Here is a 17375-nt window from a genome sequence, read left to right on the forward strand (position 1 = left end):
CTGCCGAGATCCGCGACGCCCACTCCGGTGCCAGCCGCGCCGGCGCCGGATGCAGGTCCTGCCGCCGGACGATGACTCACTGCCTTCCCAACACCGGCGCATGCTCGGCCATCAGCGCCACCACCCAATCGATGAATACCCGCAGCTTGGCGCTGACATGGCGGTTCGGCGGGAAAGCCAGGTACATCGGCATTGGTTTCATCTGCCAGTCGTCGAACAGACGCACCAGTTCACCACTGGCCAGGTGTGGCCTGGCCATGTAATGCGGTAGCCAGAGCATGCCCAGGCCCGCCAGCCCCGCAGCCAGATAGGCGTTGCCATCGTCGACCGTCAGCAGCGGGCGGCCATGGGCCTCGATGCGTTCTTCACCCCGCTGCATCGCATAGGGCAAGGCCTTGCCGGTGCGCGACCAGAGAAAACCCACCGTATGATGAACGGCCGCCTCCAGCTCGCGCGGATGCATCGGCGTGCCAGCGCGCTGCAGATAGCCCGGCGTGGCATAGATACCGAGCTGGAGATCACCGACATGGCGCGCGATCAGCGATTGATCGGTGATCTCACCGCCGCGCACCACGCAGTCGACGTTCTCACCGATGATGTCGATGAGCCGATCACTAACGCCCATGGTCAGCTGGATTTCCGGATAACGCGCATAAAATGCCGGCAAGGCCGGGATCAGCAGCATGCGCGCGAAGGGACTGGGTACGTCCACGCGCAGGCGGCCGCGCGGCGCCATCAATGCACTGGACAGGCTGGTCTCGGCATCGTCGATATCGGCCAGCAGACGCACCACACGTTCGTAGTAGGCGGCGCCGTCAGCGGTGACGTTGACCTTGCGCGTGGTGCGGTTGAGCAGGCGCACCCGCAGCCGTGCTTCCAGTTGCTGAACGAGCTGGGTCACGCTGGTCTTGCTCATGTGCAGGGTGGCTGCCGCCTTGGTGAAACTGCCGGTTTCCACCACGCGGACGAAGGCCTGCATCGCGTCGAAACGATCCATCATGCATCTCTCTTAAGCTCATGATTGTTTGGATTCTACAAACAGTCATGACCAGAGTTGCTCGTTTATCCAGCCCGGCCGTGTTTTTAAAGTGACTCCATCGTTAACAGCGGGCCGTAGCGGCCCAGATGGAGGCAACAATGACCAGCAAACGTGATGTGGTTTTCCCGGCCGACCGCCATGACCTGTATGAACTTCATCGCTATTCGCCGGCGATTCGTTCCAACGGTTTTCTGTTCGTATCCGGTCAGGTCGGCAGTCGCAAGGACGGCTCGCCCGAACCCGACCTGAAAGAGCAGGTGCGCCTTGCCTTCGCCAACCTCAATGCGATCCTCGCTGCAGCAGGTTGCAGCTTCGATGACGTGGTCGACACCACCGTATTCATGCTCGACCCGCATGCGCAGTTCGAAACCATCTGGGAGGTGGTAGCCGACTATTGGGGCGAGGCGCCCTACTCGAACGTGACTGCGGTCGGCGTGACCTGGCTGGCCGGCTTCGATTTCGAGATCAAGGTGATCGCCAAGCTGCCAGAGTGAACAGCGATGCGCCCCCGTGACGAGGGGCGCAGCCGAAAAGCTCAGAGGTGAGTGAAGACGCGCTCGGCCGGCAGACGCGACTTCGGCAGCTCCGCATTGAAATCGCTGTCGCTGTGATACCCCAGCGCCACCGCGACCATGCTGCTCAACCCCTGGGCGGCCAGCCCCAGTTCCTCATCCAGCGCCTCGCGGTCGATGCCCTCCATCGGCGTGGCGTCGACGCCTTTGGCAGCAGCACCCAGGAGCAAGGTGCCCAGCGCCAGATAAGCCTGCTTTTCTGCCCAGTGCGGGATGTCGCCAAGGCCACGGTGCAGTTCGACGTAACTGCTGCGGGTGTTGTGTTGAGTCGTACGCGCCGCATCGTCGCGGAAGCGGCCATCATCGGCCTCCTGCTGCAGCACATCGGCCAGATAAGCATCATCGAGGTCACGGCGGGCGCAGATCAGGATCACGTGCGAGGCGTTGAGGATCTTCGACTGGTTGTAGGCAAAGCCGCCCTGAGCGCCCTTGGCCAGGCGCGCCTTGCCTTCGGCAGTGCTCGCCACGACGAAGTGCCAGGGCTGCGAATTGACCGAAGACGGCGACAGGCGCAGCAACTCCAGCAGCTCGTCGATGATCGCCTGATCCACCTGGCGACTGGCATCGTAAGCCTTGGTGGTGTAACGCTGACGTGCGAAGGAAACGGGGCTCATGAACACTCTCCTGATCGATGGATGATGCGAAATGGGCGTCAGTCTGCAGTATGCCTGCGCATGAAAAAAAGCAGGCAAAGCCGCTAGGAGTTTCAAAGCAAAGATGAAAATGCGGGCAGGCATCAGCCCTCTAGCGAGCCACACCGGCACTCTGCAAGCATTCGATAAAACCCGCCACGGCCGCCGAGCGACTGACCTTGGGATACAGCGCGCCGATCTCGCGATGAATGGGCGTCGGGCCGAGCGCGATGGCGCGAACGCTGGCCGGCAGCGGCAGGATGGTTTCCGTCAATGGCACCACGGCCACGCCAAGTCCGCTCTCGACCATCGACAGCATCGCCTGGATATCGTCGACCTCGATCCACTCCTGCAACGTTAGCGCGTGATCACGCAGAAAACGCTCCACCTGGCGACCACCGAAGGACGAGCGGCTATAGCGGATAAAGGGCTGCTCGCGAATCACCGAGAGCCAGTCATCGCCCTCCACGTTGCTGGCCGCAAGCAGCACGTAGTTCTCGCATGCCAGCGGCGCCCACTCCAGCTCCCGCGGCGGCTCGAACGCCGGACGAATGAGTATCGCCAGGTCGAGCTCTCCCGCTTCGACTCGATCCATCAACTGCAGGGAAACGCCAGGCGACAGATTCACCCGACAGTTGGCAAAGCGCTCACGGAACGGCACCAGCGCGCGCGTGAGGATGGTCGCGTGCACCGAGGCGATCGCACCGATCTCCAGCGGTTTGGCCCATTCCTCGTCCTGAGTCGGCTCGCCCAGGACATCGAAACCGGCAACCAGCGCCTCGGCACGCGCCAACGTACGCAGCCCTGCAGCATTCAATATGGCCGAACGACCGGTGCGATCGAACAGAGCGAACCCCAGACTTTCTTCCAGGCGGCGCATATGACCGCTGACGGCTGCCTGGGTCAGGCCGATGCGCTCACCAGCGGCGCTGAAGGTGCCATAGCGAGCCACCGCTATCAGCGTGCGCAGTTCGATGATCATGTCGATTGATAAGATTTTGTTTTGCTCATGATCAGAACATATAGTTTTTTAAGAGGCTTGTCGCCGAATAGGATGATTCCACTCACCAACGAGGGAACCCCGATGACCGCACTATGCCCGTTCCACCTGGCCTTTCCGGTTGACGACCTGGCCGCCGCCCGCGACTTCTACGGCAACCTGCTCGGTTGCAGCGAAGGTCGCAGCTCGTCAGAGTGGATCGACTTCAATTTCTATGGCCATCAGATCGTCGCCCACCTGGCGCCTGACGAAGCAGGCTCGGTACCGGCCAACGCAGTCGACGGCCACGGCGTGCCGGTGCGCCACTTCGGCGTCGTTCTGCCGATGCACGACTGGCAGATCGCTGCCGATAAACTCACCGCCGCCGGTGTCGAGTTCATCATCAAGCCCTATATCCGCTTCAAGGGCGAGCCGGGCGAACAGGCGACGATGTTTTTCAAGGACCCAAGCGGCAACGCCGTCGAAATGAAGGCTTTCGCCGACATCAACAACCTATTCGCCCGCTGACAGCGAAAGGAACGCCCCATGCAAACGCTCAAGGTTGCAATCGCCGGTTTCGGCGGTGTCGGCCGCGCCACGGCCAACCTGCTGTTGCAACGTCGCGACCACTATCGCCAGATCTATGGCGTGGATGTGCGACTGGTTGCCGTATGTGGCTCACGCGCCGGCCTGGCAGATGCCAATGGCCTGCAGGCCCACCAACTGGACGACCTGCAGCCTGGGCTGTCGGGGCCGGATTTCGTCGCAGCGAGTGGTGCTGAGGTGTTGATCGAGGCCGGCCCCAGCGATTTTCGCAGCGGCGGGCCGGGCCTGGACTACCTCTGTGCGGCGCTGTCTGCCGGGCGGGACTGCATCGTCATCTCCAAGGGCGCGCTGGTGCATAGCGGGCCGCGCCTGCGCGATCTGGCGCGCGCCTCCGGGGCGCAGCTGAAACTCAGCGGTGCGGCCGCCGCCGCCCTGCCCACACTCGACCTGCTCGAACACAGCCTGGCCGGCTGCAAGGTGCTCAGCGTCGAGGGCATTCTCAACGCCACCACCAACTACCTGCTCGACGCCATGCGCACCCAGGGGCTTGGTTTCGATGCAGCACTGCGCGAGGCACAAGCCGGCGGTTTCGCCGAAGCGGATACGCGCAACGACACCGAAGGTTGGGACACTGCCTGCAAACTCCTGCTGCTGGCCAACTTTGGCCTTGGCGCCCAGCTGACAATGGCTGACGTCGAGGTCGATGGCATCCATTCGGTCACCGCGCAGCGTATCGAAGCCTGGCAAGCACAGGGCCTGGTTCCCCGTCTGGTCGGCAGCCTCAGCTCCGTGGACGGTGCGATCCGCGCCAGCGTCGGGATCAAGACCTATCCGCTGTCCGACCCCTTCGCCCAGGTGAACGGGAAGAACAAGGCGATCCGCATCAACAGCGACGCCATGGGCGAGACGATCGCCATCGGCGGCGGCGCTGAACCCCTCGCCACAGCCGCCGCCGCCCTGAAGGACTTCGAACATATTATCCAGGCCAGGGGGCATGCCCCCCTCCTTTACTGACGGACATTGCAAATGACCGAACGCACCCTGCAAGCCATCCGCCACGTCGGTTTCGAGGATCTCGGCAGCTTCGAGGCGCCGCTGCGCGCTGCCGGTTATCAGATCGAGTACATCGACGCCGCGGAACGTGACCTCAGTCAACTCGACCCGCTCGCAGCAGACCTGCTGGTGGTGCTTGGCGGCCCTATCGGCGTCTATGACCACGACCGCTACCCGCTCGTCTCCGCTGAACTGGAAATACTGCGCGCACGCCTGGCAGCCGATAAGCCGACGCTGGGCATCTGCCTCGGTGCGCAGCTGATGGCTGCGGCATTGGGCTCCACCGTCTACCCAGGGCCAGCCAAGGAAATCGGCTGGTCGACGCTGGAGCTGGCAGCCTCCGGCTATCAGCCACTTGCCGCCCTGCGCGATATCGCCGTGCTGCATTGGCATGGCGACACCTTCGACCTGCCGCAAGGCTGCACCCTGCTCGCCTCGACCCCGCTGTGCCGCCAGCAGGCCTTCGCTCGCGGGCAAAACGTGCTGGGCCTGCAATTTCACCCGGAAGTGCGCGGCGACCGTTTCGAGCATTGGCTGCTGGGCCATGCCAGCGAACTGGCCAGCTCGGGCATCGATCCCGTCACCCTGCGTCACGACGCCAAGCGTCATGCCAGCGCCCTTGAGCAAGCGGGCGCCATCATGCTCGGCGCTTGGCTGGCCAAGCTGAAGCACTGAGCAGCAGCAGGTCCGAGCCTCATGACAAGGCCCGGGCATCGCCGGCTCATTCAGCGCCTGTATCCTGTAAACACTTCGTAAATGCGATGGATTTTCATTAACTCACCTAGTAAAAGATAGCTTGCTTTCGATCCTCCCGGAGCAGCGCTTGCCGCTGCTCGTCTCGACCCGGAGTCCAGCATGTCTATCCGCTCTCACCTGCAACGCACTGCGGCGGCGATTACCACGTCGCTGCTGCTCGCCCTGCCCCTGCACGCGAGCGAACGCATGCTGGACGGTGCCTACGGTCCAGTGAAAATCAGCGGCACTGCGCAGCGCGTGGTTGCACTGGGCGACAGCGCCCTGGATGCGGCGCTGTCACTCGGCATACAGCCGGTCGGCACTCTGGCCAGTCGCGGCGGCGACGACGTGCCGGACTATCTCAAGACCACGACAGGCAAAATCACCCTGGTGGGCAGCGTGCGCGAACCCAACCTGGAGGCCATCCTGCGCCTGCAGCCGGACCTGGTACTGGCCTCTAGCGACCTGTCACGCGATCTGTACGCCAAACTGAGCCTGATGGCGCCCACCGTGGTGCCCACCGGCAATTCCTTCCAGGACTGGCGCAAGACCTACCTGACCTACGCCCAGGCCCTCGGCAAACAGGAAGAAGGCCAACAACGCCTCGCCGAAATCGACAAACGCAGCGCCGAACTGCGCCAGCGTCTGCCGCAGGGCCAGGCAGTCAGCGTGGTGCGCTGGAACCCGCAAGGGCCGGTGATCATGTCCAGCCACCTGTTCGTTGGCCAGTTGCTGAACGACCTCGGCCTGCGCGCCAACGAGCTGGCCGCAGCCCAAGCGCAGAAGCCGCACAGCGACGTGCTGAGTCTGGAAAACCTGTCACGCATCAATGCCGACTGGATATTCCTCGCCACGCTCAATCCGGATGGTCGCAAGGCCCTGGAAGACGCGCGTAAGCAGCCTGCCTTCACTCGCTTGTCAGCCGTCGCCGACGGTCATGTGGTGACCGTCGACGGCCAGATCTGGAGCAGCAGCTCCGGTTACCTGGCGGCTCAACAGGTACTCGATGACGTGGAGAAGGCTCTGCTCGACTGATGCTCGCTGCACGCCTTTCCGTCCCTCAGGCGCTGAGCTACGCGGCTGTGTGCCTGTTGCTTTTGTGCGTCGCCAGCCTGCTGTTGGGCGCGGGTGACATCGGCATCCTGCCCAGCCTGCAAGCCCTGCTCGGCGGCAGCGATGAGGATGCTCGCTTCATCGTCTTCGAACTGCGCTGGGTGCGTACCGAACTGGCCCTGTTGGTCGGCCTCGCCCTGGGCGCGGCCGGTGTGCTGCTGCAAGCGGTGACGCGCAACCCGCTGGCCGAACCTGGATTGCTTGGAGTCAGCGCCGGTGCCTCGTTCGCCGTTGTCCTGGCGATCAACCTGGGCGCCTCGGCTGCCAGCCTGCATCTGGGCGTCGCCATGCTGGGTGCGCTGGTGGGCTGCGTGCTGGTGCTGCTGGTCACGCGCATGCGCGGCGTCGGTGACGACCCCGTACGCATGGTGCTGGCCGGCGCCGCTTTCTCCGGCATGCTCGGCGCGCTCAGTAGCCTGCTGCTGTTATGGGATCAGCGCACCGCCGACGAAATGCGCTTCTGGGTCATCGGCGCCTTGGCGGGTCGCCCGCTGGACACGCTCGACTGGAGCCTGCCCGGACTGATCGGCGGACTGTTGGTGGCGCTATTGGTGGTGCATCCGCTGGCTGCCCTGGCGCTGGGCGAGCGCGTCGCCAGCGGCCTTGGTCACCATCCGCAACTGACGCGCCTGGGCACCTTGCTTGCGGTCGCAATCCTGGTCGGCACCGCCACCGCTGCAGCCGGCCCCATCGCCTTTATCGGTCTGATCGTGCCCTACATCGCACGTCGCCTGGTCGGCTCGGACATCCGCCGCACCCTGGGCTTGAGCATGCTGCTCGGCCCCTGCGTCCTGCTGCTGGCTGACGTCATCTCGCGCCTGCTGGTGCGCCCCTACGAACTACCGGTGGGCGTGGTGGCCGCCTTCGTCGGCGCGCCGATCCTGATTGCCGTGGTGCGCAACCACCGCCTGCCGACCCTGTGACATGAATATTTCCTCTTCACGCCCCCTGCTCGCCCCGGCCGGCCATCATCTGCTGCGCCTGGGTGGTTACAGCCTACTGCTGCACCGCCGCAGCCTGCTCGTCGCATTGCTCCTCAGCCTGCTGCTGGTCGCTGTCGCCACCTGGATACTGGCGGCAGGCGACGACGCCCTCACGCCCAGCAAAGCCCTGCTGGCCGCCTTCGGCCAGGGCGAGGCGCTGCAGGTGTTCCTGATTCAGGAGCTGCGCATGCCCCGGCTGATCGCCGGCCTGCTCAGCGGCGCCGCTCTCGGGGCTGCCGGATGCCTGCTGCAGACCCTCGCGCGCAACCGTCTGGCCACGCCAGGAGTAATCGGCATCGACAACGGCGCCACGGCCTTCGCTGTCGCCTCCATCGTCGCCGTACCCACCAGCCTGGCGCCATCGGCCCTGGCGCTGAGCGGTGCCGCCACGGCGGCGGTGCTGACCTTCGCCCTGGCTGCCGGCGGTGGCGCACGCGGCTATCGCTTCATCGTCGTTGGCATCGCCATCGGCGCATTGTTCGGCGCGCTGACCAACCTGATGCTGGCACGCAGCGACATGGACGCCGCCAACGCCGCCTACCCCTGGACGGTCGGCAGCCTCAATGCACGCCCGGCCGACTCGGTTCTGCTGCTCGGTATCGGCCTGGCCTTGGGCCTACCGCTGGCCAAGCTGCTGGTCAACGCCCTGAGCCTGATGCGCTTTTCCGACAACGTCGCCATCGGCCTCGGTGTGCGTCTGCAACGCATGCGCCTGCTCACCCTGGCGCTGTGCGTCTGGCTCACGGCGCTGGCCGTTGCGGTGGTCGGCCCGGTCGGCCTGATCGCCCTGGCTGCGCCGGAAATGGCCCGCCACCTGTGCAACCGCCACGGCGTGCCGGTGCTCAACGCGGCGCTGTCCGGCGCACTGATGATGATCCTCGCAGACTGGCTCGGTCGTACACTGCTGGCGCCCGTCGAAATTCCGGTCGGCATCATCGCTGCTGTGGTGGGCGGCCCCTACCTGCTTTGGATTCTGCTGCGCCAGGCCCCAAGGAGCTCGACATGACCCTGCTTTCCTCACTGCTCGGCGACGCCCGCCAGTCCGACGTGCGCCTCGAAGCCCGCGACCTGAGCATGGGCTATGCCCAGACCCGCATCATCGAAAACCTCGACCTGATGATTCCCAGCGGCCAGGTAAGCGCCATCGTCGGCCCCAACGGCTGCGGCAAATCCACCCTGCTTGCCGGCCTGGCTCGTTTGCACAAACCCTTATCAGGCAGCGTCCTGCTCGACGGCAAGGCCATCGGCAGCCTGCCGTCACGTGAAGTGGCGCGTAGGCTTGCACTGCTGCCGCAAGATGCCAGCGCCCCAGACGGCCTGACGGTCAGCGAACTGATCCGCTTCGGCCGCCAGCCGCACCAGAGCCTGCTGCGCCAGTGGAGCGAGGAAGATCAGGCCATCGTCGATGCGGCACTGGTCGCCGCCGATCTGCTGGAACTGGCCGACCGGCCGCTGGAGTCGATGTCCGGTGGTCAGCGCCAGCGCGCCTGGATCGCCATGGCCATCGCCCAGGCCACGCCTCTGCTACTGCTCGACGAACCCACCTCGGCACTGGACCTGGGCCATCAGATCGAAGTGTTCGAACTGATCCGCCAACTCGCTGCAGCCGGCAAGACCATCGTCATGGTGGTACACGACCTCTCCAGCGCCTGCCGCTATGCCGATCACCTGATCGCCATGCACCAGGGCCGGATCGTCGCCAGCGGCCGCCCGGATGAGATCGTCACGTCGGATCTGGTCGAGCGTCTTTACGGCGTACGTTGCACGCTGCTGCGCGATCCGCTGAGCGGCACGCCAGTGATTGCGGGGGTCAGCAGGCTTTGAACAGCAGGGAATCATCTTGCCATCATCATCTTAAAAACATGTAGGAGATCACCTCATGAAATATGTCGCCATCTCTTACACGGGCAGAGTTTTGCCGACCAATCAATTAGTTATATATCCAAACTGAGTTACGGCCGCTCAAGCCGAGAATGCGCATTCTTTGAGCACGGGGGAGGTCTGGACTATGGTCCAAACAACTCCATTTCGAAGGGACTCGACCGATGAAGCCCGTCACGAGAACCGCCGCCCTGGCACTTTCGCTCTTCGCTGCACCGGCTTTCTCTGCCGGCGAGCTGCAAGGTCAACTCAACGTTCAGATCACCATCGGCACCGGCTGCACGGTAACCAACGGCACGGCCGGCGGCTCCAGCAACACCTTCGGTTCACTGTCCTTCGGTGACTACAACGACCTCGCCAACCTGATCGATGGCCGCTCCTTCGGCAGCGCCGGGGGCAGCTCGTTTGGCTTGCAATGCAGCTTGGGAACCGACTACAGCGTTGCACTGAGCGCCGGGCAGAACGCTTCCGGCAGCCAAAGGCGCATGATCAATGCCGGTGAGTACGTCGCCTACAACCTCTATCAGGACAGCAGCCGCACCGAACCCTGGGGAGACGGTGGCGCCACAGGCACAGTGCTTTCCGGCACTGGCACCGGTGCCAACGAAGAAATGATCGTCTACGGCCGCGTGCCCTCACAGACCACCCCAAGCCCAGGTACCTACACGGACACCGTACAAGTCACCATCGCCTGGTAGGTACCACACACCCAAAGCAAGAGGATCTCGAACTTTTCCGGGAAGAATAGCCATGCGCTGCCTGATCGCCTCCCTGCTTTTGATGGCCCCAGCAGTCCTGCCGGCAGTCGACAAGACCGCCACCATCGGCCTGAATGTCGAGGTATTACCGGCCTGTCAGGCGGGCAGCAGCAGCGGTTCGGGCGTCAGCTTCGGGACCCTGGATTTCGGCACCCACCTCAGACTCGACAACCTGCTTACCCTGGTTGGTCAACCAGACGCAGGTGCCCTGCGCGTCAATTGCCAGCAGAACATCCCCTATCGCGTACTGATCAATGCCGGCTACAGCGGCACCACCAGCAATCGGCAGATGGTCGGTCCCGACTCCGCCGTAATCAGCTACAACCTTTACACTGGCGCGGACTACGCCATCGTCTGGGACAACAGCACGGGAGTCAGCGCCACCGGCAATGGCCAGGATCAGTGGCTGGCAATCTACGCCCGCGTGCCGGCACAGAATGCCCCGCCTCCCGGAAGCTACAGCGATACCCTGACCGTCACGGTGAGTTGGTGATGCCGTGCCGGGCCCATTCACTCGTGGTCACTCACCTTCTCTGCCTGACCGTACTGGTCATGCACGCCTTGCCGGCTCGTGGCGACACGGGCATCAACGATCAGATCGTCAGCCAGAGCTTCCAGTTGCGCGCGGAAATCGTACCGGGTTGCCTGCTCGGTGCCGGGGGCAGCGACGCCACCTCGTTCGGCAACATTTCATTCGGCCAGGTCAGCACCCTGCCCAGCAACCTGGATGCGGCCAGCACACCAGACAACGGGTCCATCGTACTGCAGTGCTCTCCCGGCACTGCCGTCACGCTGTCGCTCAATGCCGGGCTCAATACCGGCAGCGTGGCCGGCGGACGCTACCTGGCGCGTGGCGCGGAGCGCCTGCGCTACCAGCTTTACCAGGACGCCGCACGCAGCATCATCTGGGGCGACGGCAGCAACGGAGGCACGCGCATGAGCATCAATTTCCCTGTTGGCGGCGCCACCCAGACCTACACGGTCTATGCCCGCCTGTTCAGTGTCAGCCCGTTGCCTTCGGCCGGCATCTATACCGACACCGTCACCGTGACCGTGAGTTATTGAACCATGAGCACACGCCCCCTCTTCGCCTGCTGCCTGGCGCTGACCACAGCGCTGGCGAGTCTGGCCATACAAGCTGCCAGCTCCATCCTGATCTGGCCGATCAATCCGCTGATCGAAGCCGATCGACAGAAATCAGCCGCGCTGTGGCTGGAAAATCGCGGGCAGGAACCAGTGGATGTGCAGGTGCGCGTACTGGCCTGGGAGCAGGAGGAATTCGAAGATCGCCTGACGTCGCAGAAGCAGGTCGTGGGCAGCCCGCCAATGGCAACGCTGCAACCGGGCAAGCGGCAGCTGGTCAGGCTGGTCAACCTGGAGCCGCCGAGCGCCGGCACGCTGCGCACCTACCGTGTGCTGGTCGACGAGGTTCTGCCGCCACAACCGCGGCCGTCCCAATTGGGCGTGCAATTCCAGATGCGCTACTCGGTGCCCTTGTTCGTGGTCGGGCCTGGGGCCTATCTGGATGACGGTGCGCGGGAAACGCCAGGCCAGGGCCAGCCACTGGCTCCCGATCTGCGCTACCGCGTCGTTGACGGTAGCAACGGCGCCTTCCTTTACCTGCGCAACCTCGGCCCCGCCCCGGCCCGGCTATCCCAGGTCGATCTATCGCGAGACAGCGGCAAACAGCCACTGGCCGAAGGGCTTCTCGGTTATGTGCTACCTGGTGCGCAGATGCGCTGGCCTCTGCCGACAGGCGTGCGCAGCGGCCAGGTGCAGGCACGCATCAACGAAAGTCGACAGAAGCAGCCGCTGGCCGCTGATTAGATCGCTGGTACTGCTGCTACTGGCCACCTTGCTGTCAGTCCCGTCAGCCCATGGCGATGACGCACAGCAGTTCGCCGAGGCGCAGTTGCTCTACCTGGAGTTGATCGTCAATGAGCTGTCCAGCGGCAAGGTGGTGGAAGTGAGAGAACATCAGGGCCGTTTATTCGCCCAACGCGACGATCTGCTCGCCGCAGGCGTGCGCCTGCCCTCGGAGACGACGCCCTGGGTCGCTTTGGACCGGATCGACACCCTGCGCAGCGAGTATCAGCAGGACAGCCAGCGACTGCTACTCACCCTGCCCAGCGAATGGCTACCGCACCAGCGTTTCGGCCCCAGCAGCCTGAGCGAGCCGATGCAGGCACAGAGCGCGTTCGGTGTGCTGTTCAACTATGACCTCTACTACAACCACACCGAGAATGCCGGCCACTACGCCAACACCTGGCTGGAACAGCGGGTGTTCGACGGCTTCGGCATGATTTCCAACACGGGCGTCTATCGCCACAGTTTCTCCGGGCCTAGCTATCGCGATGGCTATACCCGCTACGACAGCACCTGGCGCTTCAACGATCAACAACGCATGCTCAGCCTCAGCGCTGGCGACCTGATCACCGGCGCGCTGACCTGGAACAGCGCGGTCCGCCTTGGCGGGCTGCAGATTTCACGCAACTTCTCGTTGCGTCCGGATCTGGTCACTTACCCATTACCGCGGTTCGATGGCGATGCTGCGGTGCCCAGCACCGTTGATCTGTTCATCGACGACGCCCGCCTCGGTCAACAGGAGCTGCGCCCCGGCCCCTTTACCCTCAACACCGTGCCTTACATCAGCGGCGCCGGCACCGCGACGCTGGTGACCACGGATGTGCTGGGGCGCCAGGTATCCACCACCGTACCCTTTTATGTGACCGACACCCTGCTGCGCCAGGGGCTTTCGGACTTCTCCCTGTCGCTGGGCAAACTGCGCCGCAACTATGGCGTGGACGATTTTTCCTACGGCAGCCTGGTGAGCAGCGGCAGCCTGCGCTATGGCCTGACCGACAGCCTCACCCTGGAAAGCCATGCCGAAGCCGGCGCAGGCCTGCGCCAGGCTGGTATCGGCGCTACGGTCGGACTCGGCCTGCTGGGCACCCTGACCAGTTCCGTGAGCCAGAGCAGCGGTATCGGCAACGGCCAGCAGTACAGCCTCGGCTACAGCTACTACGCGCGTCGCTTCGGCATCACCGCGCAGCGCATCCAGCGCAGCTCGGGCTATGCCGACCTGAGCGTCGCGAACGCCCTGGATAACGACCTGGCCGGCGGCCCGCTGAGCAAGATCCTCGATCAACTGACCTTCAGTTTCAGCCCGGAAGGGCTCGGCTCATTCGGCATCGGCTACTTCGCCAGTGAGGAACACAGCGGACGGCGCACGCGTCTGCTCAACCTGTCCTGGTCACGCAGCCTGTGGGGCAGCGCCAGCTTCTTTCTCTCCCTCAACCGCCAACTGGACGACGCCTCGCACGCCATCCAGGCACAGCTGGTAATCCCGTTCGACCTGTACTCCACCCTGACCACAGGCGTGGAGCGAGACAGCAACGGTAACCAGCGCGCGCGCGCCAATTACAGCCGCAACCCACCCAGCGACGGCGGTCTGGGCTGGAACCTTGGCTATGCCGGCGGCGACAATGAATACCGCCAGGCTGACCTGACGTGGCGCACCCAGCATGCACAGGTGCAGGCAGGCGCCTACCAGAACGACGGCATCACTACCCGGTGGGGCGGCGTCAGCGGCTCGCTGGTGGCCATGCAGGGCCAGGTATTCGCCAGCAACCGGATCGATGATGCCTTCGTGCTGGTCAGCACCGAGGGTTATTCAGATGTGCCCGTGCGCTACGAACATCAACTGCTGGGGCGTACCGACTCGGCAGGTTACCTGCTGGTGCCCTGGGTGCCGTCTTACTACCCCGGCCAGTACGAAGTCGACCTGCTGAATCTGCCGAGCAACCTGCAACTATCGGAAACCCAGAAGCGCATCGCCGTGCACCAGGGCAGCGGCGCATTGCTCGCCTTCCCCATGGTGATGAGCCTGTCAGCCAGCATCCAGTTGGTCGACGGCCTGGGACAACCACTGCCACGCGGCAGCCAAGTGCTGCATCGCCCCAGCGGTCAGCGCACCTACATCGGCTGGGACGGCCAGTTGTATTTCGAAGGGCTGGCGAAGGACAACCAACTGGAGGTACTCCTGGCCGATGGCAGCAGCTGCAGCAGCCGCTTCTCGCTGGACGACAGCGCCGTGGAAATGGCCGTGGTCGGCCCCCTCGCCTGCCTGCAGCAGGACGGTCAGCCATGATTCGCTGGCTGATTTACGCACTCCTGCTGTGCGGCACACTGGTAAGTGTGCCGGCCCATGCCTGTAGCACTTATGCCGGGGGCTCGGTCAATCTGGGCAACACCAACTCTCTGAGTTTGCGCACCACACAGCAACAAGCAGCAGCCGGCGCGGGCCTGGCCTGTCCGGGATTGCTACAGGTACTGGCGGGTGCTTACGTCCGGGTCACGTTGCAGAACCCCGGCACTCTGGCTCTGCAGGACGGCCAGGGCAATCAGATCCCTTTTCAGGTGTTTCAGGACGCCGGCTACAACCAGGCGCTGGTAGCCGGTCAACCGCAACAGCTCGGTGCAATCAACCTGCTGGCGCTCGGTGGCAGCTCCAGCGCCATCGGCCTGTATTTCCGCACCAACCCGGGCCCCAACGTGCCAGCCGGCACCTACACCGCCACCATCACCCTGCGCTGGGACTGGGCGATCTGCACCGTCGGCGCGCTCAATATCTGCGCCTGGAACCGCAGCCCCGGATTGACGCAAAGCTGTGTCGTGATCTGCGGTGCCCCCACCAACTGGGGTACAGGGTCACTCGCCACACTGACCGTCACCCTGGTGGTCAGCAAGGCCTGCCGCGTCGATACCTTGCCCAACGTGGATTTTGGCGCCAACGCCCTGATCAGCCAGTTCAGCGCGCAGCAGCGCACCTTCGCCGTGACCTGCACCAACACCGAGGGCTACACGCTGAGTTTCGACAACGGGCAGAACTACCAGGCGCCCTGGCGACGCCTGACCAATGGTAGCCAGTTCATTCGCTACAACCTCTACTACAGCGGCAGCAGCCTGATCTGGAACGCCGCCTCACCGCTGACGGCCAGCGGCACGGGCAACTCGCAGAGCTTCAACTACCAGGCGATTCTGGACCCCGGGCAAGCCAACGCGCCGGTGGGCGTCTATACCGACAACGTGTTGCTGATCATCAACTACTGAAGCAYTACCAGTAGATCACCAGCGTCGAGCCGGCATCACCGCCGGCAGGCAGCACCACCGAGGTCGCCTCTGCATTCAGGCTCGACGGTAAGGCTCGCCCGTGAGCGTCCTGCACCTGATAGACGGCATGCTCACAATCACGCGCGGACAAGTGCACGGCAGCAACATCGCCACGAACAGCAACCTCGCAACGCTTGAGAATGGTCAGGCTGATCTGTAGCTGCCCGCTGATCTGCTCAGCAAGAGAAAGGTTGGCAGTGGCGCACAGCGATGTGGCCACGAACAAGGCAAGAAATCGGTGAAACGGCATGATGACGGTCTACGGTAAGGATGGCCTGCTGCGGTGAAGGTCAAAATCCATCCGTAGAAACGGTCACGACATCAGGATGTGGACCGCAGGCAGGAGAATACGGTGATATCACATTGAAATCACCGTCATTCCGACGAACGTGGTTCAGGCCAAGGGTTGCGCGACGAAGCGCTTGCCCGGCACCACGATCTGCTCCTGCGCGGCGATCAACGGCAGATCGCGCGCGCCGTCTGCGGTCTGCTCGACCAGCGCGTAGAGCGTTGCAGTAGCCAGCTCCAGCGCTTGCGGCAGCGCCTGGCCGGCCAACAGGCGACCCAGCAGCGTGGCCGAGAACACATCGCCCATGCCATTGGGCAAAGGATGCAGCGCCAGGCGTGGGGTAGTCACCAACCAGGCGCCCTCGCCGTTGACTGCCAACGTGCCCAGCTCATTGTCGGGGATATCCGGCGTCGCCAGGCTGGTGACGATCACCACGTCCGGGCCACGACCGCACAACTGCCGGGCGATCTTCACAGCCTCCTGCAGACAGGCCGGTTTAGAGCCGGTGAGCAGTTCGAATTCGAACTGGTTGGGCGTGATGATATTGGCGAAAGGAATCGCCTGATCGCGCAAAAAATCGGGAATCGCCGGGTTGACGAACACGCCGCGCCCGACGTCGCCCATCACCGGATCGCACAGGTAACGCAGCGTCGGGTTGTGCTGGCGAATCTCGCCCACCGCTTCAAGGATCACACGGCCCGTATCGGCATCCCCCAGATAACCGGACAGCACCGCCGCCAGCCGCGGCAGCACCCCACGCTCACGCAGCCCCAACAGCACCTCGCGTACATGCTCGGCACCGAACACCTGCCCGCGAAACTGGCCGTAACCGGTGTGGTTGGAGAACTGCACGGTGTGAATCGGCAGCACCTCGAAGCCCAACCGCTGCAACGGAAACACCGCAGCAGCATTGCCGACATGGCCCCAGGCGACATGCGACTGAATGGACAGAACGAGGGGCGGTAGCGTGGCGCTCATGACGATCTCTGCTGGCTGGGTACGACGGGGCACAGATTATTCGCCAAGCGGCCTGGGCATACCAGCCTGAGTCATGTCTCGACAGCTTGAACGCCTTGGCAAGCCAGAGACTTGAGGTGTACTACAAAGACTTGCCGACACCCCGGACAACGCCTCTCGAGCCAGGCGCCCGACGAATGGGCAATTACCGCATTGACATATCGGTAAATCTCGATACTATGGCCCCCCATGGAACTGATCAATGTATTCAAAGCCCTCTCGAATCCCACCCGCCTTGGAATCCTCAAGGGGTTGAAGGATCCGGTTAAGAACTTTCCTCCGCAAGATGAAGGGGACGTTCATACCGTGGGCGTGTGCGTCAGTAGTATTCAGGAAGGTGTCGGTCTGTCGCAGTCGACGGTGTCCGACTACCTCGCGACGCTGCAACGTGTAGGCCTGGTCGAAGTCCGTCGGATCGGACAGTGGACCTACTACAAGCGCAATGAATCCAATATCCGTGCTCTGGCCGAGCTCATAGGCAAGGAGCTGTAATTTTTTGACCCTTAACATCGATATTTCTCGATATCCCTTTTAACCGAAACAAGGCCTGACAATAGAGAGCCCCCCTAGGCACAGTCGCGTAATTTTTTTGCACCATTACATCGA

The 17375-nt window shown here is 63.5% G+C and carries 19 protein-coding genes; 15 read left to right on the forward strand and 4 right to left on the reverse strand.

What is annotated here, in order from left to right:
* Window positions 1–76: 76 nt before the first annotated feature.
* The gene (locus tag INS93_RS08030) at window positions 77–997 is read right to left on the reverse strand and encodes a LysR family transcriptional regulator (protein ID WP_192981003.1); all 921 of its coding nucleotides are present in this window, start codon (window positions 995–997) and stop codon (window positions 77–79) included.
* Window positions 998–1137: 140 nt separating this feature from the next.
* Here INS93_RS08030 and INS93_RS08035 point away from each other — a divergent pair, with 140 nt between their 5' ends.
* On the forward strand, window positions 1138–1533 hold the full coding sequence (locus tag INS93_RS08035) for a RidA family protein (RefSeq protein WP_075748042.1): 396 nt from the start codon (window positions 1138–1140) through the stop codon (window positions 1531–1533).
* Window positions 1534–1574: 41 nt separating this feature from the next.
* Here the strand turns inward: INS93_RS08035 and nfsB are convergent, their stop codons facing one another.
* Together nfsB and INS93_RS08045 are read right to left on the reverse strand one after the other, a co-directional pair.
* Window positions 1575–2225, reverse strand: coding sequence for an oxygen-insensitive NAD(P)H nitroreductase (gene nfsB, locus INS93_RS08040; RefSeq protein WP_075748044.1), 651 nt, complete (start codon window positions 2223–2225; stop codon window positions 1575–1577).
* Between the two features lie 130 nt (window positions 2226–2355).
* On the reverse strand, window positions 2356–3225 hold the full coding sequence (locus tag INS93_RS08045; RefSeq protein WP_192980957.1) for a LysR family transcriptional regulator: 870 nt from the start codon (window positions 3223–3225) through the stop codon (window positions 2356–2358).
* A 102-nt stretch (window positions 3226–3327) separates the two neighbouring features.
* On the opposite strand from INS93_RS08045, the gene INS93_RS08050 reads away from it, so the two are divergent.
* From INS93_RS08050 to INS93_RS08110, 13 genes are all read left to right on the forward strand, one after another.
* The gene (locus INS93_RS08050; protein ID WP_075748048.1) at window positions 3328–3750 is read left to right on the forward strand and encodes a VOC family protein; all 423 of its coding nucleotides are present in this window, start codon (window positions 3328–3330) and stop codon (window positions 3748–3750) included.
* A gap of 18 nt (window positions 3751–3768) precedes the next feature.
* Window positions 3769–4782 (forward strand): homoserine dehydrogenase, encoded by a 1014-nt coding sequence (locus tag INS93_RS08055; RefSeq protein WP_192980958.1) that lies wholly within the window; start codon window positions 3769–3771, stop codon window positions 4780–4782.
* A gap of 12 nt (window positions 4783–4794) precedes the next feature.
* Window positions 4795–5496, forward strand: a complete 702-nt coding sequence (locus INS93_RS08060) for a glutamine amidotransferase (protein ID WP_192980959.1) — start codon at window positions 4795–4797, stop codon at window positions 5494–5496.
* Window positions 5497–5676: 180 nt separating this feature from the next.
* Window positions 5677–6591, forward strand: coding sequence for an ABC transporter substrate-binding protein (locus INS93_RS08065; protein ID WP_192980960.1), 915 nt, complete (start codon window positions 5677–5679; stop codon window positions 6589–6591).
* Window positions 6591–7592 (forward strand): FecCD family ABC transporter permease, encoded by a 1002-nt coding sequence (locus tag INS93_RS08070; protein WP_192980961.1) that lies wholly within the window; start codon window positions 6591–6593, stop codon window positions 7590–7592. The genes INS93_RS08065 and INS93_RS08070 overlap by 1 nt, the downstream gene beginning before the upstream one ends.
* A 1-nt stretch (window position 7593) precedes the next feature.
* Entirely contained in the window at window positions 7594–8658 is a 1065-nt protein-coding gene (locus INS93_RS08075; RefSeq protein WP_192980962.1) for a FecCD family ABC transporter permease, read from the forward strand.
* Window positions 8655–9476 carry an ABC transporter ATP-binding protein gene (locus INS93_RS08080; RefSeq protein ID WP_192980963.1) on the forward strand — a complete coding sequence of 274 codons (822 nt, stop codon included), beginning with the start codon at window positions 8655–8657 and terminating at the stop codon, window positions 9474–9476. Before INS93_RS08075 ends, INS93_RS08080 begins: the two co-directional genes overlap by 4 nt.
* 221 nt (window positions 9477–9697) lie before the next feature.
* Window positions 9698–10231 carry a spore coat U domain-containing protein gene (locus tag INS93_RS08085; RefSeq protein WP_160017861.1) on the forward strand — a complete coding sequence of 178 codons (534 nt, stop codon included), beginning with the start codon at window positions 9698–9700 and terminating at the stop codon, window positions 10229–10231.
* Window positions 10232–10283: 52 nt separating this feature from the next.
* On the forward strand, window positions 10284–10784 hold the full coding sequence (locus INS93_RS08090; RefSeq protein ID WP_192980964.1) for a spore coat U domain-containing protein: 501 nt from the start codon (window positions 10284–10286) through the stop codon (window positions 10782–10784).
* Window positions 10784–11356, forward strand: a complete 573-nt coding sequence (locus INS93_RS08095; protein ID WP_160017859.1) for a spore coat U domain-containing protein — start codon at window positions 10784–10786, stop codon at window positions 11354–11356. Before INS93_RS08090 ends, INS93_RS08095 begins: the two co-directional genes overlap by 1 nt.
* A 3-nt stretch (window positions 11357–11359) precedes the next feature.
* Window positions 11360–12118 carry a molecular chaperone gene (locus tag INS93_RS08100; RefSeq protein ID WP_192980965.1) on the forward strand — a complete coding sequence of 253 codons (759 nt, stop codon included), beginning with the start codon at window positions 11360–11362 and terminating at the stop codon, window positions 12116–12118.
* A gap of 28 nt (window positions 12119–12146) precedes the next feature.
* The gene (locus INS93_RS08105) at window positions 12147–14441 is read left to right on the forward strand and encodes a fimbria/pilus outer membrane usher protein (protein ID WP_192980966.1); all 2295 of its coding nucleotides are present in this window, start codon (window positions 12147–12149) and stop codon (window positions 14439–14441) included.
* Complete coding sequence (locus INS93_RS08110; protein ID WP_192980967.1) at window positions 14438–15403, forward strand: spore coat protein U domain-containing protein; 966 nt, start codon at window positions 14438–14440, stop codon at window positions 15401–15403. Before INS93_RS08105 ends, INS93_RS08110 begins: the two co-directional genes overlap by 4 nt.
* 454 nt (window positions 15404–15857) lie before the next feature.
* Here the strand turns inward: INS93_RS08110 and pdxY are convergent, their stop codons facing one another.
* Entirely contained in the window at window positions 15858–16730 is an 873-nt protein-coding gene (pdxY, locus tag INS93_RS08115) for a pyridoxal kinase PdxY (protein WP_192981004.1), read from the reverse strand.
* Between the two features lie 228 nt (window positions 16731–16958).
* On the opposite strand from pdxY, the gene INS93_RS08120 reads away from it, so the two are divergent.
* Window positions 16959–17261 carry an ArsR/SmtB family transcription factor gene (locus INS93_RS08120; protein ID WP_192980968.1) on the forward strand — a complete coding sequence of 101 codons (303 nt, stop codon included), beginning with the start codon at window positions 16959–16961 and terminating at the stop codon, window positions 17259–17261.
* The last annotated feature ends 114 nt before the right edge of the window (window positions 17262–17375 follow it).

This window comes from Pseudomonas sp. EggHat1, assembly GCF_014892995.1.
GTDB lineage: Bacteria > Pseudomonadota > Gammaproteobacteria > Pseudomonadales > Pseudomonadaceae > Aquipseudomonas > Aquipseudomonas chaetocerotis.

Excerpts from the sequence above, each read along its gene's own strand:
- pdxY (WP_192981004.1), bottom strand. The coding sequence starts at position 16,730 with ATGAGCGCCACGCTACCGCCCCTCGTTCTGTCCATTCAGTCGCATGTC.
- INS93_RS08045 (WP_192980957.1), bottom strand. The coding sequence starts at position 3,225 with ATGATCATCGAACTGCGCACGCTGATAGCGGTGGCTCGCTATGGCACC.
- INS93_RS08065 (WP_192980960.1), top strand. The coding sequence starts at position 5,677 with ATGTCTATCCGCTCTCACCTGCAACGCACTGCGGCGGCGATTACCACG.
- INS93_RS08060 (WP_192980959.1), top strand. The coding sequence starts at position 4,795 with ATGACCGAACGCACCCTGCAAGCCATCCGCCACGTCGGTTTCGAGGAT.
- INS93_RS08090 (WP_192980964.1), top strand. The coding sequence starts at position 10,284 with ATGCGCTGCCTGATCGCCTCCCTGCTTTTGATGGCCCCAGCAGTCCTG.
- INS93_RS08095 (WP_160017859.1), top strand. The coding sequence starts at position 10,784 with ATGCCGTGCCGGGCCCATTCACTCGTGGTCACTCACCTTCTCTGCCTG.
- INS93_RS08080 (WP_192980963.1), top strand. The coding sequence starts at position 8,655 with ATGACCCTGCTTTCCTCACTGCTCGGCGACGCCCGCCAGTCCGACGTG.
- INS93_RS08100 (WP_192980965.1), top strand. The coding sequence starts at position 11,360 with ATGAGCACACGCCCCCTCTTCGCCTGCTGCCTGGCGCTGACCACAGCG.
- INS93_RS08085 (WP_160017861.1), top strand. The coding sequence starts at position 9,698 with ATGAAGCCCGTCACGAGAACCGCCGCCCTGGCACTTTCGCTCTTCGCT.
- nfsB (WP_075748044.1), bottom strand. The coding sequence starts at position 2,225 with ATGAGCCCCGTTTCCTTCGCACGTCAGCGTTACACCACCAAGGCTTAC.
- INS93_RS08050 (WP_075748048.1), top strand. The coding sequence starts at position 3,328 with ATGACCGCACTATGCCCGTTCCACCTGGCCTTTCCGGTTGACGACCTG.
- INS93_RS08075 (WP_192980962.1), top strand. The coding sequence starts at position 7,594 with ATGAATATTTCCTCTTCACGCCCCCTGCTCGCCCCGGCCGGCCATCAT.
- INS93_RS08110 (WP_192980967.1), top strand. The coding sequence starts at position 14,438 with ATGATTCGCTGGCTGATTTACGCACTCCTGCTGTGCGGCACACTGGTA.
- INS93_RS08035 (WP_075748042.1), top strand. The coding sequence starts at position 1,138 with ATGACCAGCAAACGTGATGTGGTTTTCCCGGCCGACCGCCATGACCTG.
- INS93_RS08055 (WP_192980958.1), top strand. The coding sequence starts at position 3,769 with ATGCAAACGCTCAAGGTTGCAATCGCCGGTTTCGGCGGTGTCGGCCGC.
- INS93_RS08030 (WP_192981003.1), bottom strand. The coding sequence starts at position 997 with ATGGATCGTTTCGACGCGATGCAGGCCTTCGTCCGCGTGGTGGAAACC.
- INS93_RS08120 (WP_192980968.1), top strand. The coding sequence starts at position 16,959 with ATGGAACTGATCAATGTATTCAAAGCCCTCTCGAATCCCACCCGCCTT.
- INS93_RS08070 (WP_192980961.1), top strand. The coding sequence starts at position 6,591 with ATGCTCGCTGCACGCCTTTCCGTCCCTCAGGCGCTGAGCTACGCGGCT.